Here is a 20,646-nt window from a genome sequence, read left to right as displayed (position 1 = left end):
TTCATGTGCCATTATAAAAGTCGCCGTTAGATATGTCAATCGTTTGACATATCTAACGTTTGACATATTTTCGAAAACACAAAAAAAGCCGTTCTCCTCGCGGGATTTCGGCCGGTTCCAAACCATATTTAGTGCTTAGGTTGTGCTCCGTTCAATCAGTTCGACGGGCAATACGCTGCACCGCTCGACCGCCTCGCCGTCCATCTGCTTCCGCAACAAATCCACCGCCATCCGGCCCATCTCTCCGATAGGTTGTCTCACGGTCGTCAAGGCAGGCACGATCCAATTTGCCACTGCGACATCGTCATATCCGACAACCTTGACGTCATCCGGGATGCGCTTGCCGACGGCGCCGCAATGGCGAACTGCGGTCGCGGCAATAATATCGCTTGTTGCGAAAAGCCCGTCCACGTCCGGGTGCTGCTTGAAAAGCTTCTCCATGATGCGCTCGTATTGAACCTGGTCGAATACGTTCATGTCCGTCTCGATAACGACGGACTCAACCGCATGCTCCCGAAGGACATCCATAAACGCCTCAGTGCGGAGGTTTGCCATCAGCTTCAGTTCCAAATTCCCGCAAATATGCGCGATCTTTCGGCATCCTTTCGCGATCAAATGTTTAGCCGCAAGCTCCCCCCCGAGGTAATTATCCGAAGAAACAGCAGGAATGTCTCCTCCGATTTGCCGGTCGAACGTGACGATCGGCGAATGAAGCTTGAGGTATTCGTCGACTTCCATTGTGTGGCTCCCCATGATGATGCCGTCGACGCGGTTGCGTTTGAGCATGTCGATATAATCCCGTTCTTTCGCGGGATCCAGCTGCGAATTGCATAACACGATCTTAAAGCCGCACTCGTACGCGTAGGTTTCAACCCTGTCGGCAAATTCCGCGAAGAACGGATGCGACACGTTCGGAATAATGAGTCCGATCAGATTCGATTGCTTTCGGAGCAGCGATCTGGCGATTTCATTCGGCTGATAATCAAGCTCCTCCATCGTACGGTACACTTTGCTTCGCGTCGCTTCGCTTATGTAACCTCTATTATTCAGCACGCGGGACACCGTCGTTACCGAGACGCCCGCTCTTTTCGCTACGTCATGTATCGTGGCCATCTGAAGCTCCTCAACCGTTTATCGAGTTCCTATCCTCTCGCTCCGTATTATACGTAACTCGTCCGGTCTCCACAATAACCGAAACGCAGCAATACAAAAAATCCCGAAGGGACCAACCTTCGGGAACAGCGGCCGTTAATGCGTAAACGCCGACACGTTGTTTTTGTCCACCGCTTCATGAAGCGCGGCGTTCAGACCGCTTGCGATGATGTTGGCGATGTCTTCGATAAACTGGTCGATTTCCTTCGGCGTGACGAGCAAATCATGACCGTTCGGCATCAGAACCTCGCGCACCATGTTGAGCCGGTCGTTCTCGGTCATGTCGGGCAGCATTCCCATAATCGCGGAGGTGTTCTGCGTCTGTTTACCGAAGTTTTGCGAGAGCATCTCGATCGTGCTGTTAACGATGGTCGACGCGTATACAACGGTCGGAACGCCGATCGCGATGACCGGTATGCCCAATATGTCTTGCGTTAATCCTTTGCGCTTGTTTCCGATGCCGGAACCCGGAGTGATGCCCGAGTCCGCAATTTGTATCGTCGTGTTCACCCGCTCCAGCGCTTTCGAAGCAAGCGCGTCGACAGCGATCACCAAATCCGGCTTCGTCTTCTCCACTATTCCTTGCACGATCTCGCTCGTTTCGATGCCCGTGATTCCGAGCACTCCCGGCGCCACGGCGCTGACCGGCCTGTATCCGGGGGCTACTTGGTCCGGCATCAGCTCGAAATAATGCCGCGTGACCATCAGGTTTTCCACGACGATCGGCCCAAGCGCATCCGGCGTCACGTTCCAATTCCCAAGCCCGACGATCAATATTTTGGCATCTTTATTTATGTTCAATTCTTGCAAATATTTTGCGAACTCTTTGGCGAACAACGTCGCTACCCGGTCCTGCAATTCGCTGTCCTTTTGCCGAAGTCCGGGAACTTCAATCGTCAAGTAGTGTCCCGGTTGCTTTCCAAGCGCCTCCGCCCCCTGCTGGGACGTAATTTCGATCATTGTCACGTAGATGCCTTTGTCTTCAAACGACTGGGTCTTTACCCCGGGTATGTTTTCGCCTTGGGTTTGCGATGCCATCTCTTTCGCTTCGAGTGCCAGGTCAGTGCGCACCGAGTATGCGCTTAGATCGATTCCCATTCCTTTTTGACATCCCCTTCCCTACACTGAACTGGCATTAGTTTGCGGATTTGGAGGAACGTTTATTCGGCAAGCCGCGAGAAAAAGGTTGCTTTTTTGATACTGCGAAGCTATAATGTTAAAAGTTGACTTGAAACACCTTGTTCGGTTGTCTATCAAGGAGGTGAAACGGTATGCCTAACATTAAATCCGCTGAGAAACGCGCGAAACAAAGCGAAAAGCGTCGCCTTCTCAACGCTTCCCAAAAATCCGCTCTGCGTACTGCAGTTAAAGCGGCAGAAACGGCTACGACGCACAACGACGTTGACAAGGCAAAAGAAACCCTCCTTGCTGCAACGAAGAAGTTGGATAAAGCAGTGTCGAAAGGCTTAATTCATAAAAACGCGGCAGCACGCAAAAAATCTCGTTTGGCTAAGAAAGTGAACGAGTTGTCCGCTCAAGCGTAAATAAGTGACGAATGGTTGAGATAGGGGCGTACCCTGCTCAACCATTTTTTTACGCTCGCGAGAACTTCAAATCGGGCCGCCACGCCGTTTTCAAACGCTGTAAGCGAAGAAATTTCGGTTGCACGTTCGTTGTTAGTGCGCTCAATTAATCGACAGCCTCAAAAGAGTAACAATTGTTCCCGCCTCAATACGGTGAAGGGGCCATCCCCCAGCCAAATATGGCTTTTGGGACAGCCCCCGCAATGCAACTCGTTATTGTTTCGTCACCAGTTCCAATTCCACCGGAATGTTGCTTTCCACCTTCTCGCCCGCAGATACTTTCACAGCCGTCTCCACCGCGATCTTACCGATTTCCTCCGGCTTTTGGGCAATCGTAGCAGCCATAGCGCCATTCTCGACGGCGGCTACGGCGTCGGCAGTCGCGTCAAAACCGACGACGATAATACCTTTCTTGCCTGCGGCTTCGATCGCCTGAAGTGCGCCGAGCGCCATTTCGTCGTTATGGGCGAATACCGCTTGAATATCGCTGTTGCTTTGCAGAATGTTTTCCATGACGGAAAGCCCTTTGGCGCGGTCGAAATCGGCCGGTTGCGAAGCCGCCACTTCCACGCCGTCTTTTCCGTCTACCGCTTTGTGGAAGCCTTCGCCCCGGTCGCGCGCTGCGGAAGTGCCGGCTGTGCCCTGCAGCTCAACGATTTTCCCTTTGCCGCCAATCGCTTTCAAAATATATTCGCCCGCCATTTCGCCGCCCTTCACGTTATCCGACGCGATATGGGCCGCGACCGTTCCGCCGTTGGCCGAACGGTCGACCGTAATAACCGGAATATTGGCGTTGTTGGCAGACTCTACCGCGGTCACAACCGCGTCGCCATCCGTCGGATTAATGAGAATCACGTTAACCTTCTTTGCGATCAAGTCTTCAATGTCGCTGATTTGTTTTGCGGAATCGTCTTGCGCGTCTACGACGATCAACTCCGCGCCGGCCGCTTCGGCCGCTTTTTCGGCTCCTTCTTTAAGCGTAACGAAGAACGGGTTGTTCTGGGTCGAGATCGACAAGCCGATCGTTACTTTGCCGCCGGCGGGAGCCGATTCGTTCCCGCCGCCCGAACCCGCGGCCGATTCCGGACCTTCCGTAGAACACGCCGCAAGCAGAGCAACGACGACCAATATAATCAACGATGTAAGAGACCACTTTTTCATATTCATACGCTCCTTTAAGGTTAGAATGTTTTATTTTCTTTTTTTCGCCCGGTCGAACAACACAGCGATCAGAATGACTGCCCCTTTAACGACTTGCTGATAAAACGAGGACACGTTAAGCAAGTTAAGCCCGTTGTCCAATACGCCGATAATGACGGCTCCGATCAGCGTTCCCGCAATGATGCCCCTGCCGCCCGATAAACTTGTTCCGCCAAGCACAACCGCCGCGATCGCATTCAGCTCGTAAGACATGCCGGCCGTAGGTTGGGCGGAATTGAGCCTGGAGGTCAAGATGAGTCCGCTGACGGCAGCCAGCAACCCGCTGATGGAGTAAACCAAGATCTTTACCTTCGAGGTGCTAATTCCAGATAGCCACGTCGCCTCCTCGTTGCTTCCGATCGCGTAGACCCTGCGGCCGAAAGTGGTATGCTTCAAAACGATGTATAATACTGCAAACGCAATGACCATCCAAATGATCGGCATTGGAATTTGCAGAAAATACCCTTTGCCAAAGAGAGCGAAATCCGGGTTCAGGCCGGTAATCGGCTTCCCATCCGTATGCACCAGCGTCAATCCCCGGAAGACGGTCATCGTGCCCAGCGTGACGATAAACGGCGCCAGCCTTCCTTTCGCGATAAACAGCCCGTTCACCGCTCCCATCGCCGCGCCGGCTCCAAGCCCGGCGATTACGGCTAGCCAAGTATCGGTGCCGCCGGCCATCAAGCCTGCGGTCAAGGCGCTGGACAGGGCAAGAATGGAACCGACCGAAAGATCGATGCCCCCAGTTAAAATGACGAATGTCATGCCGAACGCGATCAGCGCGTTAATGGATATTTGGCGCAGCACGTTGAGCAGATTGTTTACCGTCAAAAAGTCCTCGGCCGCAACCGAAAGCACAACGAGGATCAACAATAACCCGATCAACGGACCGACACCTTGCATCTTGAACAGCTTTAATTTCTGAATTCCCGTCACTTCAGCTTGCATGCGGCTCTCCTCCCCCTGTCGCACAGCGCATGATTTTCTCCTGGGTAGCTTCTTCCCTTGAAAATTCTCCCGTCAGTTTGCCTTCGTGCATGACTAAAATCCTGTCGCTCATCCCGAGCACTTCGGGCAGTTCGGAAGAGATCATTATAATCGCAACCCCTTGCGATGCGAGCTTGTTTATCAGGTCGTATATTTCCTTCTTTGCTCCGATATCGACACCGCGGGTAGGCTCGTCCAATATGAACAGCTGCGGATTTGCCGCCAGCCATTTCCCGATGACGACCTTCTGCTGATTCCCGCCGCTTAGCGACCCGACCGGTTGATCGCCGCCGTACGCTTTTATCAGCAATTGCTTGATCATTGCCTCGGACAAGGAGCGTTGTTCGGTTCCGCTAAGAAAACCGAGCCTTGAAAGCGACTTCAAATTAGGCATGGACAAATTGTCGCTGACCGACATCGGGAGCAGCAGTCCTTCGCCTTTGCGGTCCTCCGTCACGAGGGCGATTCCCGCGCGAATCGCATCGATAGGCTTCCGTATGCGGACCGGCTTTCCGTTCACGTACAGCGTTCCCCGGTCGATTGGCGTTACGCCAAAGAGCGCCTTCGCCAGCTCCGTCCGTCCTGCCCCCATAAGCCCGGCAATACCGACGATTTCACCCGCGCGCACCGTGAAAGAAATGTCGTGCAGTACGTCCTTCAGCGAAAGCCCTTCAACCTTCAGCTTTTCTTCGCCTGGCGTAACCGCCGCCTTCGGATATCTGTCCTTCAATTCCCGGCCGACCATCATCTTGACGATTTGGTCCATATTCGTCTCCGCCGCGCGTTCGGTGCCCGCATACCGGCCGTCGCGCATAACCGTTATCCTGTCGCAAATCCGAAATATTTCTTCCATTCGGTGGGAAATGTAAACCATGCCTACTCCTTGCTTCTTGAGAGAAGCGATGAGATCGAAGAGCGCATCGATTTCCCGGTCCGTCAGGGCGGCTGTCGGTTCGTCCAGAACCAATATTTCCGCATGATTCGAAACAGCTTTGGCGATTTCCACCATCTGCTGCTGACCGACGGACAATTCGCCGACAACGGTTTCCGGATCGATCGTCAACCCCAGCCGCGACAAATAACGGTTCGCTTCTCTTTTCATCTTGCGCCAATCGAGCAGCCCGGTCGAGCCGAACGTGAATTCCCTGCCGAGAAAGATGTTCTCCATCACGGACAAGTGCGGAATTAGGTTAAGCTCCTGATGAATCATCACGATTCCGAGTTTTTGGGCGGCGGAAGGAGAAGACAACGTCTGGTCGACGCCCCTCACCTTCACGGCGCCGCCGTCCCGCGAGTAGATGCCGTTCAATATTTTCATCAATGTCGATTTCCCGGCGCCGTTTTCTCCCATGAGGGCGTGCACTTCTCCGCTTTCGAGAGAAAACTGGGCTTTATCCAGCACTTTGACTCCGGAAAAGCTTTTGTCGATATCTTTCATCTCCAACAGCTGAGCCGTCATGATCTCCCCCTCCTAGAAAGTTACTCCCGATTGCAAAATAACGTTCGCGTACGGCGAACACTCGCCCGTGCGAATGACCGCTTTCGCCTGCCTCGTAAGCTCCTTGAATTGTGCGTGGGTGACGTTTGCCGCCTCCGCCCCGTCCAGCGCGCGCTGCGTTTGTTTGAAAAGCTCCGGGTTCGCTTCCCTCATTTCGTCGGCCAACGTGTAGCGCTCCACCTGCATTTCCACCAATATCGTCTCAAGCGTCTCCAGATAACCCGGCACCCCCCGCTTTAAAGCCAGATCGATCCGCCTTACGCCCTGCGGAATCGGAAGCCCGCTGTCCGCGATCACGATGGTGTCCATATGTCCTAGCACGCTGATGAGCTTGGACAGTTCGCTATTGATGATTCCGATTTTCTTCATGCTTTCTCCGCTCCTATGTCTTATGCCGTGCCTGTTGCGCCGCGAACTCCAACGCCTCTTCCCTCGTCGGCATTCCCGCCTGGGCGCCGAACTTCGTTACGGCAAGCGCCGAGACGAGCGATGCGAAGCGAATCGCTTCCTCCAGATTTCGTCCGGATCCGACGGACAGTGCAAGACCGGCGTTATAGCAATCTCCTGCACCGGTCGTGTCGACGACCTGCACTTTGTAGCCGGGGATATGGCGCATGACGCCTTCGTCCGTCAAATAAGCCGAGCCGTCCGCACCGAGGGTCGTGATAATATGAGCCGCGCTCATCTCCTTCATCCGCCTCATGGCGGCTTCCAGCGCGTCTCCTTCGGCGTCCATCCCCGAATACCGGGCAAGCTCCGTCCGGTTCGGGGTCATGTAGTCGACATAACCGAATATTTCTTTCGGCAGCGGCTGTGCCGGCGCGGGATTCAGAACGACCGTCTTGCCGAGCGACTTCGCTTTGCGAGCTGCGTAGACGACCGTGTCAACCGGTATTTCCAACTGAAGCAGCACGATGTCGGCTTCGCCCAGCTTGTCCTCGTTTCTGTCAATGTCGTCTGGCGTCATCCGATAATTCGCTCCCGGAACGACCACAATGCTGTTATCCCCTTCCGCGACATAGATCGAAGCAATTCCGGTCGCGGTTCCGGCAACCCGTTTCACGCCTGACACATCTACCCCGTTCCCGCTCAGACTAAGAAGCAGCTCCTCGCCGAACGCATCGTCTCCGACCGCTCCGATCATCGCCGTTTCAGCTCCCAACCGCGCTCCGGCCACCGCCTGATTTGCTCCCTTGCCGCCGGGAATGAATCGTACCCGTTCGCCCAACAGCGTTTCACCCAATTGAGGAAAACGATCGGTTTCCACCACGATATCCATGTTCAGACTGCCGATGACAACCAGCTTAGCCTTGTTCATTCGGAACTTTCCTCCTTAAAGTCGAGTCGCGGGCGATCAGTTTGACGTCAAGCTCGTAGATGCGGTCTTCTTCCAACACGCCTTCGATTTTCTTGATCAGCAGGCGCGATATGTGCGCGCCCATCTCGTAAATCGGCTGAGCGATCGTTGTCAGTTCCGGCGTCGTAATCTCCGTCGTTTGAATTCCGTCAAAGCCGCAAACCGCTACTTGACAGCCGACGGCGATCCCCCTCCGTTGAAGCGCCTTTAATGCTCCGACCGCCATCAGATCGTTGCCGGCGAATATTCCGTCGATATCGGGATGCCGTTCCAGCAGCCTTTCGGTCGCCGCCATTCCTCCGGCAATCCGGAAATCGCCCGGTTCAAGCAGCGTCGGCGTGTACCATTCGAACACCTGCACCGATTGCACATAACCGTTTAGCCTCTCTTTCCCCGTAATCAAATCCTGAGGACCGTATATATGGGCTATTTTGCGGCATCCCACGTCCAGCAAATGCCGGACGGCCATAACGGCGCCTTCCTTGTTCTTGGACCGGACGACGCTGCCGTTCTTCTCGGACGGACCGCGGTCCAGGCATACGAAAGGGATGCCGAGCTTCGCCAGCATTTCCGAGTCTTCACGGCTCAACGTGTTGGAAGCGAAAATGATTCCGTCAATATACTTTTTCTTGAGCGTTTCGATGTATCTTCTTTCCTTCGTTCCCTGGTCGTCCGAATTTCCGAAGATGACCGTATATCCGTATGTCGCGGCAACATCCTCCACCGCCCGCGCCAAATCCGAAAAGAACAGGTTCGAGATGTCCGGAAGAATAAGAGCGATGGTGTTCGTCTTCTTGCCGGCCAATCCCCGGGCAACCTCGTTCGGCGAATAATTTAATTTCTCAATGGCGTCCTTAATCAGCCGCTCCGTTTCCGCGTTCACATAACCGCTCTTATTCAAAAACCTCGATACGGTCGAAACGGAAACGCCGGCCAGCTTGGCCACGTCACGAATCGTCGATATAACGATCACCCCTCGGCTCCCATGGTAACGCTACCACAATAATCGGTATTCACTCATAATTGCTTAGTTACGACTAATATTCATTACTCTTTAATCAATATGGTACCGTTTCCACACCAACAATATAGCACGGTGTCTCTAAAAATGCAACCGCTTTCGATTGCGACTGTTTTTATGAATGACAAAAAAAGCATGGAGCTTTGCTCGCATGCTGCAGGGATAGAGAATACGGCGCTTTTGTCCGTTACAACGCCGCGCCGCTTGTCATTGCCCGGCCGCAGCTCCGGAAACAGCGGCGCCAAGGCGCAAAATAAACAATTCCAACCCCAACACTTTGTCGATTTTGCCGGTTTTCATGCCGTAATCCAAATCGGCCAGTTCCGCAATGATTCGCTCGAGTGTCTCCGTCTTGTACCGTTTCGCTTGCTCGGCGGCCAGCTTGACGGCGAACGGATGGGCGCCCAGCTGCGATGCGATCTGGGCTTGCGAAAACCCTTGCCGCGTCAACTCTTTTGCGCCGAGCATCATACGGAATTGCCGGACGATAAGCGCAAGCAGCTTGATGGGCTCTTCTTTCTCCTTCAACAAGTCGTGCAGTATGGTAATTGCCTTCTCGGGGCGCAATTTGGCGATTTCCTCCACCAGCAGAAATACGTTTTGTTCCGTGGTCCGAACGGATAGCTCCTCGACTACGGCGCGGGTAATGTCGTTTCCCGTACCGACGTACAGCGACATCTTCTCCATCTCGGCCGCAAGCGTCGAGCAATTTCCGCCTACGCGCTCCAACAAGGCTTGTACCGCATCGTCGTCCATACGGACATTCCATCCGGAAGCTTTCTTTGCGACCCAAACGGATAATTCGCCCGGCGTAAGCGGGGCGAAACGAATGATTGCATCCGATTGTTTGAGCGATTTGACGATTTTCTTGCGCTCGTCGAGCTTATCGGCGCCCACGGTAAACACAAGCACCGAGGTGTCGGACGGCGTCTCTATGTATCTTTGAAGCAGCTCCGTCCGGTGTTCCGCTTTCGATGTGTCTTTGCCCCCTGTAAAAAATTGCGCGTTCGCCGCAATCACCAGTTTGCGAGAAGCAAGGAACGGCATCGTTTCCGCATCCTCGATCACCTGCTCCAAAGGCGTATCGTACAGGTCGTATTTGCTTAACGCGAAATCTTTCGTTCCCGGCTCCACTACGCGCTCCGTCAACAGCTCCAGCCATTCCCCCATAACGTAAGTTTCCGTTCCGTACAGCACGTAGACCGGCTTAAAGGCGCCCTTCAGCACGTCCCGCGCCGCTTGCTTATAATCCGCCACCGCAATGCCTCCTGGCATGTTCGATATAATTGACTTCCCTTCATGTTATCCAATACCCGCCGCCAAGGTCAAATCCCAAATAAAAAAACGAAAGGACCGCGCCAAAGCGAACATCCGCCCGCCTTTGACGCGATCCCTCCGTCCCAGCACATCTATATAAACACTCCAGCGGAAGACCTAGGAACCTCCGCTTGAATGGCTATACCGCGGGGACGGTTATTGTTGCTACACTATACGCAATTCCCCTGGAGATTGTGCGTGGTTATATTTGTTATCTTTTGAAATTTTTATTCTTTGAACTCCGTTTCCGTTTTCGCCTTTGCATCGATGGCGAACGTATGGGTTGCGCCCGCCGACTCGACCGAATATTGCAGCGTGTCTCCCTTCCATGCCTGCATCCGGATGGCGGCGTCAGCACTCCATGAACGTTCGGATACAAATACCGGCTTCCCGTCATTGTCCGCAATCATTACGCCATAGGTTCCGTCCCGCCGCGCTTCCACATATGCGTGCAAGGTGCCGTCTTCATTGGTCAAGGCCGCGGGCTGCGAGCCGGATGTGGGAACGGCGTTCTCCGAGCCTGCCCGGTCTTCTTCCGCCGGAGGCGCTGCCGATGGCTCCGACGCAATGCCGTATTTATCCCCTTGCCTCATACCGGGCTCAGCAGCAGGCGCGGACTTCTCCGATTTTGCAATTTCTTGGGGAGCTTCGCCGCCGCCCTCAACCGCCTGACTGGACTCCGCCTGCCCTCCGCTGTCCGGGTTCGAAGGATTCGCCCCCTTAACCTTCGCTTCGTTACCATCGCTTGCAACTTGATCGCCATATTGGTCGTTGACGTCGGAGGGGGTGGATTGCGACTCGGCCTCAAGTGCGCGGTTCACCGGAGCATCCTCCTTGGCTGCTTCCGCCGCAGACGCATCCGCCGAACCGTGCTGCTCCGCGGATTCCGTCGAAAATGCCGAAGCGGATCCCGCCGCCGCGGCATCTCCCGTTATACTTTCTTCAGAGGCGGCCGAAGACTCGTTTGCGGAGCCGGCGTTTTGGTTTTGATACGTTTTAGGCAGCCCGTTAAATATCATGACGCCGATCAGCAACCCCGCAGCGACAACACCCGCGGCTTTCCAAGCCGGCGAGCGGAACGCGAGCGGCCGGTTACGGCGCGGCGGAAGGGGCGCGCTTTCCCCGGCGTTCTTTTCCAGCGAGGCGGCTTGAGCGTCGCCCGCAGAACCGGCGGCGTCGATCTCTTGCAATTTCGGCAAAATCGAATCCACCAGGCTGTACTCCGGAGTCACCTTCGGCAAATTTTCCAGATCCTCATTCAACCGTTCCAGCCGTTCCAACATATCCGAACATTCCGAACAATCTTCGGCGTGTTTGTTCATCTTGTTTGTTTCTTCTCCATTCAAGTCCCGATCCAGGTGTCTTTGCATCAATTCCATCACCTCTTCGCATCTCATCCCCGAACACCCCCTTTCTGATACTCTTTTAAGAGAGCTTGTAGTTGTCGTCTGGCCCGGAAAAGATAAGATTTCACCGTATTAAGAGGGAGTCCCAGCGAATCGGCGATCTCGTTATATGAAAAATCCTGCATATATCGGAGCACAACGACGGTTCGGTGATGCTCGGGCAGTTGATTGATCGCCTCCCGAATATCTTTGGCCGCGTATGACGACATCACTTCGTGTTCTACGTTGTCTTCCGTTTCGAACACCATATTGTGTTCCTCTATCGACACGGACGCTTTCGCACGGCGAAACTTATCTATACATATGTTCGTCACGATGCGCTGCACCCACGTCTTAAACTGAGCTTTCTCCTCGTATGAATCAATCTTGGTGTATATGCGGATTAACGCCTCCTGTGCGGCGTCCATCGCATCTTGCTCATTATTCAAAATATAGTAAGCCGTACGGTATACGTGCGTCTCAATCTCCCGCAAGAGAGTGATTAGGGCGTCGCGATCGCCCGATTGAGCGGCTCTGATCAGATCTTGCTCCACCAAGAGTTGCCTCCCCCTTTCTTGCAACTATACTGACGTAATATCAATTAATTATGTTGCAAACCTTTTTAAGAGTATCAGACATTTAGCTTCTCGTGTAGAAACTTTTCATTCCATAGAGGCATAAAAATAACGGCTCTTTCGCCAGTACGCGAACAGAGCCGTCATTTTCCAACTATTTGATTAAAAAGGTTCCGTTTCTTCCGGCAAATACCGTACCAACGATTCTTTCAATCCGCCAAGCTGCTCGGATTCATGCGCTACGAGCGACAGCTCTTCCACCCATCCGAACCGAAGAGACGACCTCGGCACGTCCGGCCAATGCTGTACCACCTTCGTTTCCCCGTCGGTCAGCTCGCCCCGGTACAACGAAATCGCGAACAACTGCGCCACGACCTCCCTGGAAACTGCCGATTCGAATGCGATGACCTCCGCTCCTCGAGGAACAAAATAACCGAGAGATATTGCGGTTTTTGCATCGTTCGCGTACCATTTGCCGTCGATCGCATCAAGAATGCCGTTCTCAATCGGCACTCCGCGAATGCCCTTGATACGCAGCGTGACGGCGATCCATTCGGCAAGCGTTACAGGATCTTCCGGACGGAACCTCTTCCCGTCGCCAACCATATAACCTGCTCCAGCCGCTTTCTCGATATACACTTTCGCCCAATGGCCGCTTGGAACATCCGTGAAAGCGCGTGATTCGGGGCGGTCCATAAGGTCCAATTCCCTCGCCACAATGGTCGCGGCTTCGGCGCGAGTCATCGCGGCCTTCGGCCGGAACGTGCCGTCGGGATAACCGTTAAAGACAGGCTGGTGTATTTCCGTTCCGATGCCGATCGTTACGTCTTTGCCTTGAACGGTCACTTTTCCGTCGATTTCCACGTAGCAGCCCACCGTCACTTGATCGCTTGCGTCTTCCCGCACTTTCAAGTTCAAGTGATAGACGTCGGCGCCCATGCCGCTCTTCACTTTCCATTGAACGGTGCCGTTCGCTTCATCCCAAACTCCATCCTGAAGATCGCCGTCAACTTCGGCGGCTCCATGAACCTTAACCTTGACCCATGCCTTATCCGAATTTTTGTTGTTTACCGAATGCGCAATAACGTGGTACGTGATATTGCCTTTCTTCTTCGCGGATTTTTGGTCCGCAAAGCACTGCACTCCGGAAACGATGTTTCCCTCAACGCCGTCTGCGGCCGCTCCGGACGGGAACAAGGCAGGCTGTGCGGCAAACAGCACAATCGTCATGAGCGCGGCAAACCATTTTTTCATTATAAATCACTCCTTCGTCCCTCTTTACCTTTTTTTGCAAAAAGAATTCGTTATGATATGTATTCGATACGTATGACGCATTTATGGGGATACGGCGCCGCCTAATTCATGAAGAAATTATAAGAAGGTAGTTTGTACGTCAATTCAGAGAAAGTAGTCCCGCTCGTTTCGAAATAGATGCAATTTGTAAAAGCCAATAAAGTCGAGACTCCGTTCATCTCCCCGTACAACTCCGCACGCAGCCATGACAGCCGGGACGCATCAAGCTCAAAGTCCGCGCAAATGTAGTTCCCCGACTGTTCAAGTATCTCCTCCGCGCAAAACCCGTCGCTCCCGGCAACACGAAGATTCATCGACGGATGCGATAACGCCCAGTGTCCGGACCGGACGTCGCAGCGAACCTCAAGCCGAACGGTAACTATAGTGGAGGCGCTACCCGACACCGAGCCGCTCGCCCCAACCCGAACGGTATCGCCGATTCGAAACCGTTGCCCGGATTCGGTAGTAACCTGCAGCGTCAACAACGGACCTGTCGTAACCGCTGCGCGGCCTTCCCGAATCGCTTGCAGCAACCGCCCTTCGGTCGTTTCCTCACCGTTATCCTCCAAGCCGATGTACGTCACCGACACCGGTCCGTCATCCGGCGCCGTCCGGTGCCAATCCCGGCCGCTAATGGCCGGAATGCGGCAGCCCTCGTTAAGCAGGCGGGTCCAGAATCGGAAAGCCCGGACATTCTCGCGCCGCACCGATGGGAACGGTCCGTTCCATACCTCCACATAATCGACGTCGCTCCAGCGGTTGACGAGAAACTCCCAGTAACAGCCGGTGCAAACAGGATTCCCGATTCGAAAAGGATGCGCAACCCCTACAATACCGCCTAACCGATGCACTTGTTCAATACCCCGATGTATGTCCTCCGGTCCCATAACTCGCCAATCGACATAGTCGCCGGCGTCGTAGCCGAGCGTAAGCATATGACCGTAGAAGGTCGTCCATTCCATCCCTCTTGCGATGCGCAACCCGCTCCGCCGCTCTGCCGTATCCCGTTCGAGCAGTCCGCTAACCGTATTGTGATCGGTCAACGCAATCCAGTCAAAACCGAGGCGCTTCGCTCTCTCGGCAAGCTCCGTCACCGTGTGGTCGCCGTCGCTGTGCACCGTATGCGTATGCAGCTCGCACGCAATCCAGCGGAAGCCGGCCGCACTCATCACTGTATTCAAGTCCGGTCCTCCCCTAAACCCTCCGCCTCCACGGCTAGTCTGTACATGCACGTCGAGGTTACAATCTCGTGTACGCTCACCGTCACTTCCCAAAACCCGGATCGAATTGTCCCGGCAATAAAGCCCGGCGAAGCGCCGCTCTCTCCAAGGACGATCGTCTGCTCCGGTGATGGCCGGTGCGCGGCGCCGCGAAAACCGGCCGGATCGTCGATAGACACCGTTAACAAATTTTGCAGCGTATCGATTGTATATCGCTCTAACAACCGCTCGTAATCATCCGGTTCCTCGTACTTCCGAACAGCCGCTTCTATCAGACGCTTGCCGCGCGGAACGTCCGAAGCCCGTTTCGGCGCATAAGAAAAGCGGACAATCAACCGCTCCGCTCCGGTCGGCACATTGAAGCGGTGCACCGTATGGCTCTGCCGGCAGCAAGCGGACAGCTCGTTTGAAGCTTTGAACAACAGCACATTACCCATTGCGGTTTCCCTTCCATAACGTTGCTGACGGCTCATCGGCCGTCACATCGACAATAATATCCGTCATCAACGCATCACCAGGCAAAAAGCTCTCATCCAAGAAAAAGGCCTTCAAGCCCTTCACCGTCATGCGATCTTCTCCACCCGGCAGCAGCGAGACGCGAATTTCCTCAATTCGATCGACGGACATCCCGTCCGGAAGCTTCACGGCCGTCGAGAATCGCTCGTAAGGACCATCGTACGCCGCGCGAAACGAACCAGCCCGCCGGTCGCCGAAGCTGCTCGAATACCAACGCGGCTCGCCTGTCAGCTTTACCTGAATGTCTACGGATGTCTTCAAGCTTCGGTCTACGCCGTATTTAGAGGTCTGGACGTATAGATATGATCTCGGATCGGCAAGCTGGATCGTGTCCGAATCGGCGGGCGACTCCCAGCGCGCTTGCCGCCGCAGCTCCCAGCACATCATCTGATACGTGAACGGATATAAGTCCATTACCCTCTCCCGCGGTTCCGACTCCGGATGCCAACGATATACGGGCGGCAGCAAGCATCTACAATGAGACAGCGGTTCATCCGTAACGTTGCCGTTGCCGGTAGCCGCTTGCAGCACGGGATGTCCGCCAAGCGCATAGCCTCCCGCGAACGTCGTCGTCTTATGATGCGGCCCTTGATACTCCGCTTTCACTACGCCGCCTTCCGCATTAAGATACACTCGGTACGCCCATTCGATGTCGGTGAGCCGGCCCCATTTCGACATGAGCAGCGGAGCGGCCGTCCCTTCATCCTCGTGGCTGTACAGCGTATGATATTCAATGACGGAAAGTCCCGCTTCTTCATACGTCAAATAGAACGTTAACATCGGCGTATCCGTATACCGGCTCTCGTACGGATGCGCAAGCTGCCGGTAATGCAGCACGGGAGCATGCTTGTATACGAGCGCTTTCTCCGAATCCGCCTCTATTCGTTCGATGCGAAACGAGACAAGCGCCGCTTCCTGCGCTAGCGGAGACGAATAACGCGAGAACGCAAGCGAAAGCTTATGCTCTCCCGCTTCCACCCAACCGAGCAGCCGGACATACGGGAAATCCCGCTCGCCCATATGCGTAATAACCGTCTGATTGTAGACCCCGTCCAGATGAATATCGATGAGAGCGGACTCCCGGTCCGTTACACTCCAATCGCTGTCGGCGCGAATCGTAAGCGTGAGCTCCAAAAATCCCGCCGCGCTCCACTCAAACTCATGGGTCCACCCGCTGTACTTCGTCAGCTTCACATTCGGCGCTCCCTGAACCTCCAACGTCTTCATGTTCACTTCTCCTCCCGCTTCGGGTTTTTGGGAACATTTTTCACCTGGCCGCCGAATCTTCTTTAATCATGCTGTGAATGTAAAAGTAGCCCATCACTGCGCAAAGCGCGAACATAAATACGGCGATCGCGCTCGCCTGGCCGATTTCCTGGTATACGGAAAATACTTGCTGCATCGCAACGCCGAGCACCTGCGGCGCATTCGGTCCTATCAGGAACGGAGCCGTGAAGCTGCCGATGACGCCCATAAAGATGAACGTTGAGGCAACGAGCATCGATTTGAAGGTGAGCGGCAGAACGAATTTTAAGAACACCGCCAGCTTCCCCGCGCCGGCGTCTTTCGCGCTCTCGATCATCGAATTCGGTATGCCGGAAAGAGCCGCGTGGAGAAGCATTGTCGCGAACGGAACGTTAAACCATAAGTTTGCAAGAAGAAGTCCTTTATAGTCGAAAATGATCCGCACAAAACCTTCGCCGCCGAACGCTTCAATCACCCTGGCAATCCACCCGTGATTGCCGTACATATTCATAATCCCATAGGTTGCGATGACGGATGGAACGAACATGGGGATCAAGTACAGCTTACGGATCATGTCCGCTGTCCGCCCGGTTCCGAAACGAAGATACACCGCCGCGGCGTAGCTGATGAGCAGGGCCAGGACAGAGCTTGTAGTCGTCAAGTTAAGCGTGAACAAAATATTCGAACGCATGGCTTTGCTTGTAAACAGACTCGCGTAGTGTTCCAACGTAAACAGCCCGTTCTCGTCGGTCACGCTCTCCCGCACCGAAGTAAGGATCGGGATGATCACCATAAAAAGAAGCAACAAGAAGGAGGGGATTACCATCAGTAATCCCGCCGCTCCTTGTTTAACTTCCTTGCCCGGACTGCGTCGCGCCGCCTTTGGCCGCGTCGCGGCCGCGATCGTTTTCCCGCTCATTGCGCCGCAACTTCCTCTTGCCAACGCTTGTTGATTTCGGAACCGAGCTCTCCGCCTTGGAACTGACGGTATCCTTTCGCCACGCTTTCGAATTTCTTCTGCAGGTCGCCAGGCATTTCGCTCCACTTGATTCCCGGATAGCCGAACATATTATTCACAATGACTACTTGGGCTTCTTGGGACAATACGAAATCGAGGAACTGGTACGTCGCTTCTTTCTTCGCGGACATTTCCGGAATCATCAGCAATGTCGGCCCCCCCGTGAACGCGGGTTCGATCTGTGTCAGCTTCGTCGTTTCCGGCAACAGCTTCTTGTTGATTTGCTCGAGCGCCATATCGGACCATGCCGGAATCATGTCCACCTCTCCGTTGGCAAGCAGGTCAAGCGTTCCTTGGTTTTTCTTCGGGTAGATTCCTTCCATATACATGAACGGATGCAATTCTTTCAACAGGTTAAACCCTTGGTCCCACTGTTCCATAATGGCGGGATCTTGACTGTGCATCGCCTCGGGCGGCAAGAAATTGTAGATCGCGGTAACGACGAACGAGCTGCCGGAGCCGCCGGTTGCCGGGTCGTTATAAGCGAAGCGGCTCGGGTTGCTGCGGATCCATTCGTACAATTGTTCCGCGGTTTGCGGCGGGTTGGCCACTTTCTCGCCGTTATACGCGAGAATGACGGAGGACGCCCGGTACGGAATGGCCATGCTGTTGACGTCCTTCATATAGTTCTCGTCCACTTTCGCAATGTTCGGAATGCTTTCTGTATCAAGCTTATGGAACAAGCCGTTCTTCTCGCCTACGAGCAAGTCGTTGATGCCCGCTTCATACAGGTCGATGTCGACCGACTTTTGTCCCGCTTCTTTCGCAGCCAACAACCGGTCAAGCGTCGATTGGCCTCCTTGGCCGGACGGAATGTGAACGAGCTTCACTTTCACGTTCTTGTTTTTCTCTTCAAACATCGGAACAAGCGTTTCCCATAGTTCTTTCACATTGAGCGAGCCNAATGTGAACGAGCTTCACTTTCACGTTCTTGTTTTTCTCTTCAAACATCGGAACAAGCGTTTCCCATAGTTCTTTCACATTGAGCGAGCCTGTAAAATAGAACGAAATTTCCGTCGGTTCCTGCGGCGCCGCTTCTTGGTTACCGCTGTCTTGCTCTGCGGCACCGGCAGAAGCTGGGGCGCTGGGACTAGTCCCGCCGCCGCAAGCGGAGAGCGCCAGCATCAAACTAATTACGATCGGCAGCATTGTGTTTCTCTTCATTCCTCTTTCTCCTCCTAAATATGTTTTAAGATGGGACAGCATAAGCGGTAGCCCGCGTGAAACCGATTGTTACCGTGCTGCCGGGATGCAAGCTTCTCGCTTCTTCCCTCGGCACGAACGCCTTCGTGACGCCGGCCGCCGTATCGACGGACACTTCGGCATAATGTCCCAGCACCATCACTTGGCGGATCGTACCCGGCAGACCTTCTTGTGCCGATTCGTCCGGAAGCAGTTGAACGTCTTCAGGCCGCACCGCTATTTTCACATTGCCGGACAAGCCCTTGTCATTGCGAAAAGCGACCGTCTGCATCCGGATATGCTCACCGGCGGCTTGTCCGGCGAGGAAATTCATGCGGCCGATAAACTCGGCGACAAACAACGTATCGGGATGGTCGTAAATATCTTGAGGCGTTGCAATCTGCTCCGAGCTGCCGCCGTTCATCACGACGATCCGGTCGGAGATGGACAGCGCTTCCTCCTGATCGTGCGTGACGAACACCATCGTCAGCTTGTTGGCGGCTTGAATGTCGCGAAGCTCCTCGCGGATTTCCAGTCTCAGCTTCGCATCTAGAGCCGAAAAGGGTTCATCGAGCAGCAGCACCTTCGGCTCGAGCAGCAGCGCTCTCGCAACGGCTACCCGCTGCTGCTGTCCGCCGGACAGCTGGGACGGGTACTTCTTCTCGCTGCCGGGCAGCCTGACAAGGTCAAGCGCATACGCGACCCTTTCTTTAATCTCTTGTTTCTTGAATTTGCGCAGCTTAAGTCCGAATGCAAGATTGTCAAACACATTCATATGCGGCCAAAGATTGTAGCTCTGGAACACCATTGCCGTCGGACGTTTTTCCGGAGGCAGATGGAGCACGCTTTCTCCCTCGATTCGCACGTCGCCGGCGTCCGGCTCCAGAAATCCGCCGATCGTGCGCAGCACGGTCGTCTTCCCGCAGCCGGAAGGTCCGAGCAGCGTAACAAGCTCGCCCTTATTCACGTGAAGGGAGAAATCGCGCACTCCTTCGCCGCTTCTGTATACTTTCGTCAAACCGGTAATGGACAACTGAATCGACTTGGCATCGCTCATCGGCATCTTTTTCCCCCTATTTCATATGAAATCCGCTGGACATAACATCCGCGCTTACGAATCGCCGCGCCGCAAGCAGGAGTATGATCGTCGGAAGTGTGAGGATTACGGAAAATACGGCTCCGGCGGTGCTCGGATAATCCTCTACAATGGCGTACATAATCAACGGCATCGTCTTGAAGTCGGGGATGCCGACTAAGAAAGTGCCTTGCGCTTCGTCAAGCGATGAGAGAAACGTGAAGATCGAAGCGACGATAATGCCGGGCAGCGCCATCGGCAGCGTTACGTGCCAAAATACGCGGAACGGACCCGCGCCCGCGTCCCGTGCCGATTCCTCCTGCGCTTGATGGACGCTCTTGAACGCCGCCGCCGGAATCCACGTCATAAACATGAGCGTGTTGACGATGTGTATTAGCACGACGCCCAAGAATGTGTTCATAAGTCCCACCTTATAAAACAACACCGCTATTGATACGTACAATCCCATCTTCGGGAAAGCGTTCGTTAATAAATACGAGAATAGAAACCATCGGCTCAGCGGAAAGCGAATTCGCGCGAACGCGTAAGCGGCCGGGATACAGAGCGCCACCGAGAGGAGCGTCACGACGATCGCGATGAGAAAAGACAAGGAAATGGACTCTACAACCTCATCCTTCGATAAAACAAAGCTCCACCATTCCAACGACCAAGCTTGGGGCAGCAGCGCCGGGTACTGCCACTTGCCGGAAAATGCGAGCAAAAGCAAGTTGATGAGCGGCCCGAGAAAGAAGACGACGAAGATCGTCAGTAAAACAAACTCTATGATTTTCCGCTTGCCGACCGCTCGCAGATACCAACCCATATGTAGACCTCTTTTCTAAAATAGCTTTGCACGAAAGATGTATAGACATCTTATAGATTCATCATAGAATGGACATGTAAAATTAATTCTTTAGATTTGTAAAAGGAGCGTCAAATTGCAACAAAAAACCGCCGGGAAGTTTTGCGTGAACTGTGACCTGAACTGTGACCTTGTTGGTGGACAGTTTGAAGAAAGCCCT

General features: G+C 54.1%; 20 protein-coding genes. 1 reads left to right on the top strand and 19 read right to left on the bottom strand.

The window, feature by feature from the left end; all coding sequences use genetic code 11:
- Positions 1-135 precede the first annotated feature (135 nt).
- A complete protein-coding gene (locus JET16_RS28915; protein ID WP_199624620.1) occupies positions 136-1,113 on the bottom strand; it encodes a LacI family DNA-binding transcriptional regulator in 978 nt (325 codons plus the stop codon).
- A 135-nt stretch (positions 1,114-1,248) separates the two neighbouring features.
- On the bottom strand, positions 1,249-2,250 hold the full coding sequence (gene gpr / locus JET16_RS28910; RefSeq protein WP_199624619.1) for a GPR endopeptidase: 1,002 nt from the start codon (positions 2,248-2,250) through the stop codon (positions 1,249-1,251).
- A 173-nt stretch (positions 2,251-2,423) separates the two neighbouring features.
- Here gpr and rpsT point away from each other — a divergent pair, with 173 nt between their 5' ends.
- A complete protein-coding gene (gene rpsT / locus JET16_RS28905; RefSeq protein WP_199624618.1) occupies positions 2,424-2,696 on the top strand; it encodes a 30S ribosomal protein S20 in 273 nt (90 codons plus the stop codon).
- Positions 2,697-2,948: 252 nt separating this feature from the next.
- Here the strand turns inward: rpsT and rbsB are convergent, their stop codons facing one another.
- The 17 genes from rbsB to JET16_RS28815 all read right to left on the bottom strand — a co-directional run bounded on the left by rbsB (position 2,949) and on the right by JET16_RS28815 (position 20,447).
- Positions 2,949-3,896, bottom strand: a complete 948-nt coding sequence (gene rbsB / locus JET16_RS28900) for a ribose ABC transporter substrate-binding protein RbsB (RefSeq protein WP_199624617.1) — start codon at positions 3,894-3,896, stop codon at positions 2,949-2,951.
- A 30-nt stretch (positions 3,897-3,926) separates the two neighbouring features.
- On the bottom strand, positions 3,927-4,883 hold the full coding sequence (locus JET16_RS28895) for an ABC transporter permease (RefSeq protein WP_233532424.1): 957 nt from the start codon (positions 4,881-4,883) through the stop codon (positions 3,927-3,929).
- Entirely contained in the window at positions 4,873-6,381 is a 1,509-nt protein-coding gene (locus JET16_RS28890) for a sugar ABC transporter ATP-binding protein (protein WP_199624616.1), read from the bottom strand. The genes JET16_RS28895 and JET16_RS28890 overlap by 11 nt, the downstream gene beginning before the upstream one ends.
- A gap of 12 nt (positions 6,382-6,393) precedes the next feature.
- Positions 6,394-6,789 (bottom strand): D-ribose pyranase, encoded by a 396-nt coding sequence (gene rbsD / locus JET16_RS28885; protein ID WP_199624615.1) that lies wholly within the window; start codon positions 6,787-6,789, stop codon positions 6,394-6,396.
- Between the two features lie 13 nt (positions 6,790-6,802).
- Positions 6,803-7,738: a ribokinase gene (gene rbsK / locus JET16_RS28880; protein ID WP_199624614.1), complete on the bottom strand. Its 936-nt coding sequence runs from the start codon at positions 7,736-7,738 to the stop codon at positions 6,803-6,805.
- On the bottom strand, positions 7,725-8,741 hold the full coding sequence (locus JET16_RS28875; protein ID WP_199624631.1) for a LacI family DNA-binding transcriptional regulator: 1,017 nt from the start codon (positions 8,739-8,741) through the stop codon (positions 7,725-7,727). The genes rbsK and JET16_RS28875 overlap by 14 nt, the downstream gene beginning before the upstream one ends.
- 264 nt (positions 8,742-9,005) lie before the next feature.
- Positions 9,006-10,055 carry a DNA polymerase III subunit delta gene (gene holA / locus JET16_RS28870; RefSeq protein ID WP_325176802.1) on the bottom strand — a complete coding sequence of 350 codons (1,050 nt, stop codon included), beginning with the start codon at positions 10,053-10,055 and terminating at the stop codon, positions 9,006-9,008.
- Between the two features lie 287 nt (positions 10,056-10,342).
- Positions 10,343-11,512, bottom strand: coding sequence for an anti-sigma factor family protein (locus JET16_RS28865; protein WP_199624612.1), 1,170 nt, complete (start codon positions 11,510-11,512; stop codon positions 10,343-10,345).
- Positions 11,509-12,057 carry an RNA polymerase sigma factor gene (locus tag JET16_RS28860; protein ID WP_199624611.1) on the bottom strand — a complete coding sequence of 183 codons (549 nt, stop codon included), beginning with the start codon at positions 12,055-12,057 and terminating at the stop codon, positions 11,509-11,511. The genes JET16_RS28865 and JET16_RS28860 overlap by 4 nt, the downstream gene beginning before the upstream one ends.
- A 180-nt stretch (positions 12,058-12,237) precedes the next feature.
- Positions 12,238-13,329, bottom strand: a complete 1,092-nt coding sequence (locus tag JET16_RS28855) for an S-layer homology domain-containing protein (protein ID WP_199624610.1) — start codon at positions 13,327-13,329, stop codon at positions 12,238-12,240.
- Between the two features lie 101 nt (positions 13,330-13,430).
- The gene (locus tag JET16_RS28850) at positions 13,431-14,540 is read right to left on the bottom strand and encodes a CehA/McbA family metallohydrolase (protein WP_325176803.1); all 1,110 of its coding nucleotides are present in this window, start codon (positions 14,538-14,540) and stop codon (positions 13,431-13,433) included.
- A 5-nt stretch (positions 14,541-14,545) separates the two neighbouring features.
- On the bottom strand, positions 14,546-15,025 hold the full coding sequence (locus JET16_RS28845; RefSeq protein ID WP_199624609.1) for a hypothetical protein: 480 nt from the start codon (positions 15,023-15,025) through the stop codon (positions 14,546-14,548).
- Positions 15,018-16,331 carry a hypothetical protein gene (locus JET16_RS28840; protein WP_199624608.1) on the bottom strand — a complete coding sequence of 438 codons (1,314 nt, stop codon included), beginning with the start codon at positions 16,329-16,331 and terminating at the stop codon, positions 15,018-15,020. Before JET16_RS28840 ends, JET16_RS28845 begins: the two co-directional genes overlap by 8 nt.
- Before the next feature lie 40 nt (positions 16,332-16,371).
- Entirely contained in the window at positions 16,372-17,268 is an 897-nt protein-coding gene (locus tag JET16_RS28835; RefSeq protein WP_199624607.1) for an ABC transporter permease, read from the bottom strand.
- Positions 17,265-18,227: an extracellular solute-binding protein gene (locus JET16_RS28830; RefSeq protein ID WP_199624605.1), complete on the bottom strand. Its 963-nt coding sequence runs from the start codon at positions 18,225-18,227 to the stop codon at positions 17,265-17,267. Before JET16_RS28830 ends, JET16_RS28835 begins: the two co-directional genes overlap by 4 nt.
- A gap of 329 nt (positions 18,228-18,556) precedes the next feature.
- On the bottom strand, positions 18,557-19,612 hold the full coding sequence (locus tag JET16_RS28820; RefSeq protein WP_233532422.1) for an ABC transporter ATP-binding protein: 1,056 nt from the start codon (positions 19,610-19,612) through the stop codon (positions 18,557-18,559).
- 10 nt (positions 19,613-19,622) lie between these two features.
- Positions 19,623-20,447, bottom strand: a complete 825-nt coding sequence (locus tag JET16_RS28815; protein ID WP_199624602.1) for an ABC transporter permease — start codon at positions 20,445-20,447, stop codon at positions 19,623-19,625.
- Positions 20,448-20,646: the final 199 nt, after the last annotated feature.

Origin of the sequence: Paenibacillus alkalitolerans, from assembly GCF_016482785.1 — a bacterium.
Lineage (GTDB): Bacteria > Bacillota > Bacilli > Paenibacillales > YIM-B00363 > Paenibacillus_AE > Paenibacillus_AE alkalitolerans.
Note: the sequence above shows the minus strand (reverse complement) of the source record. Positions and strands in the feature narration are given on the sequence as shown.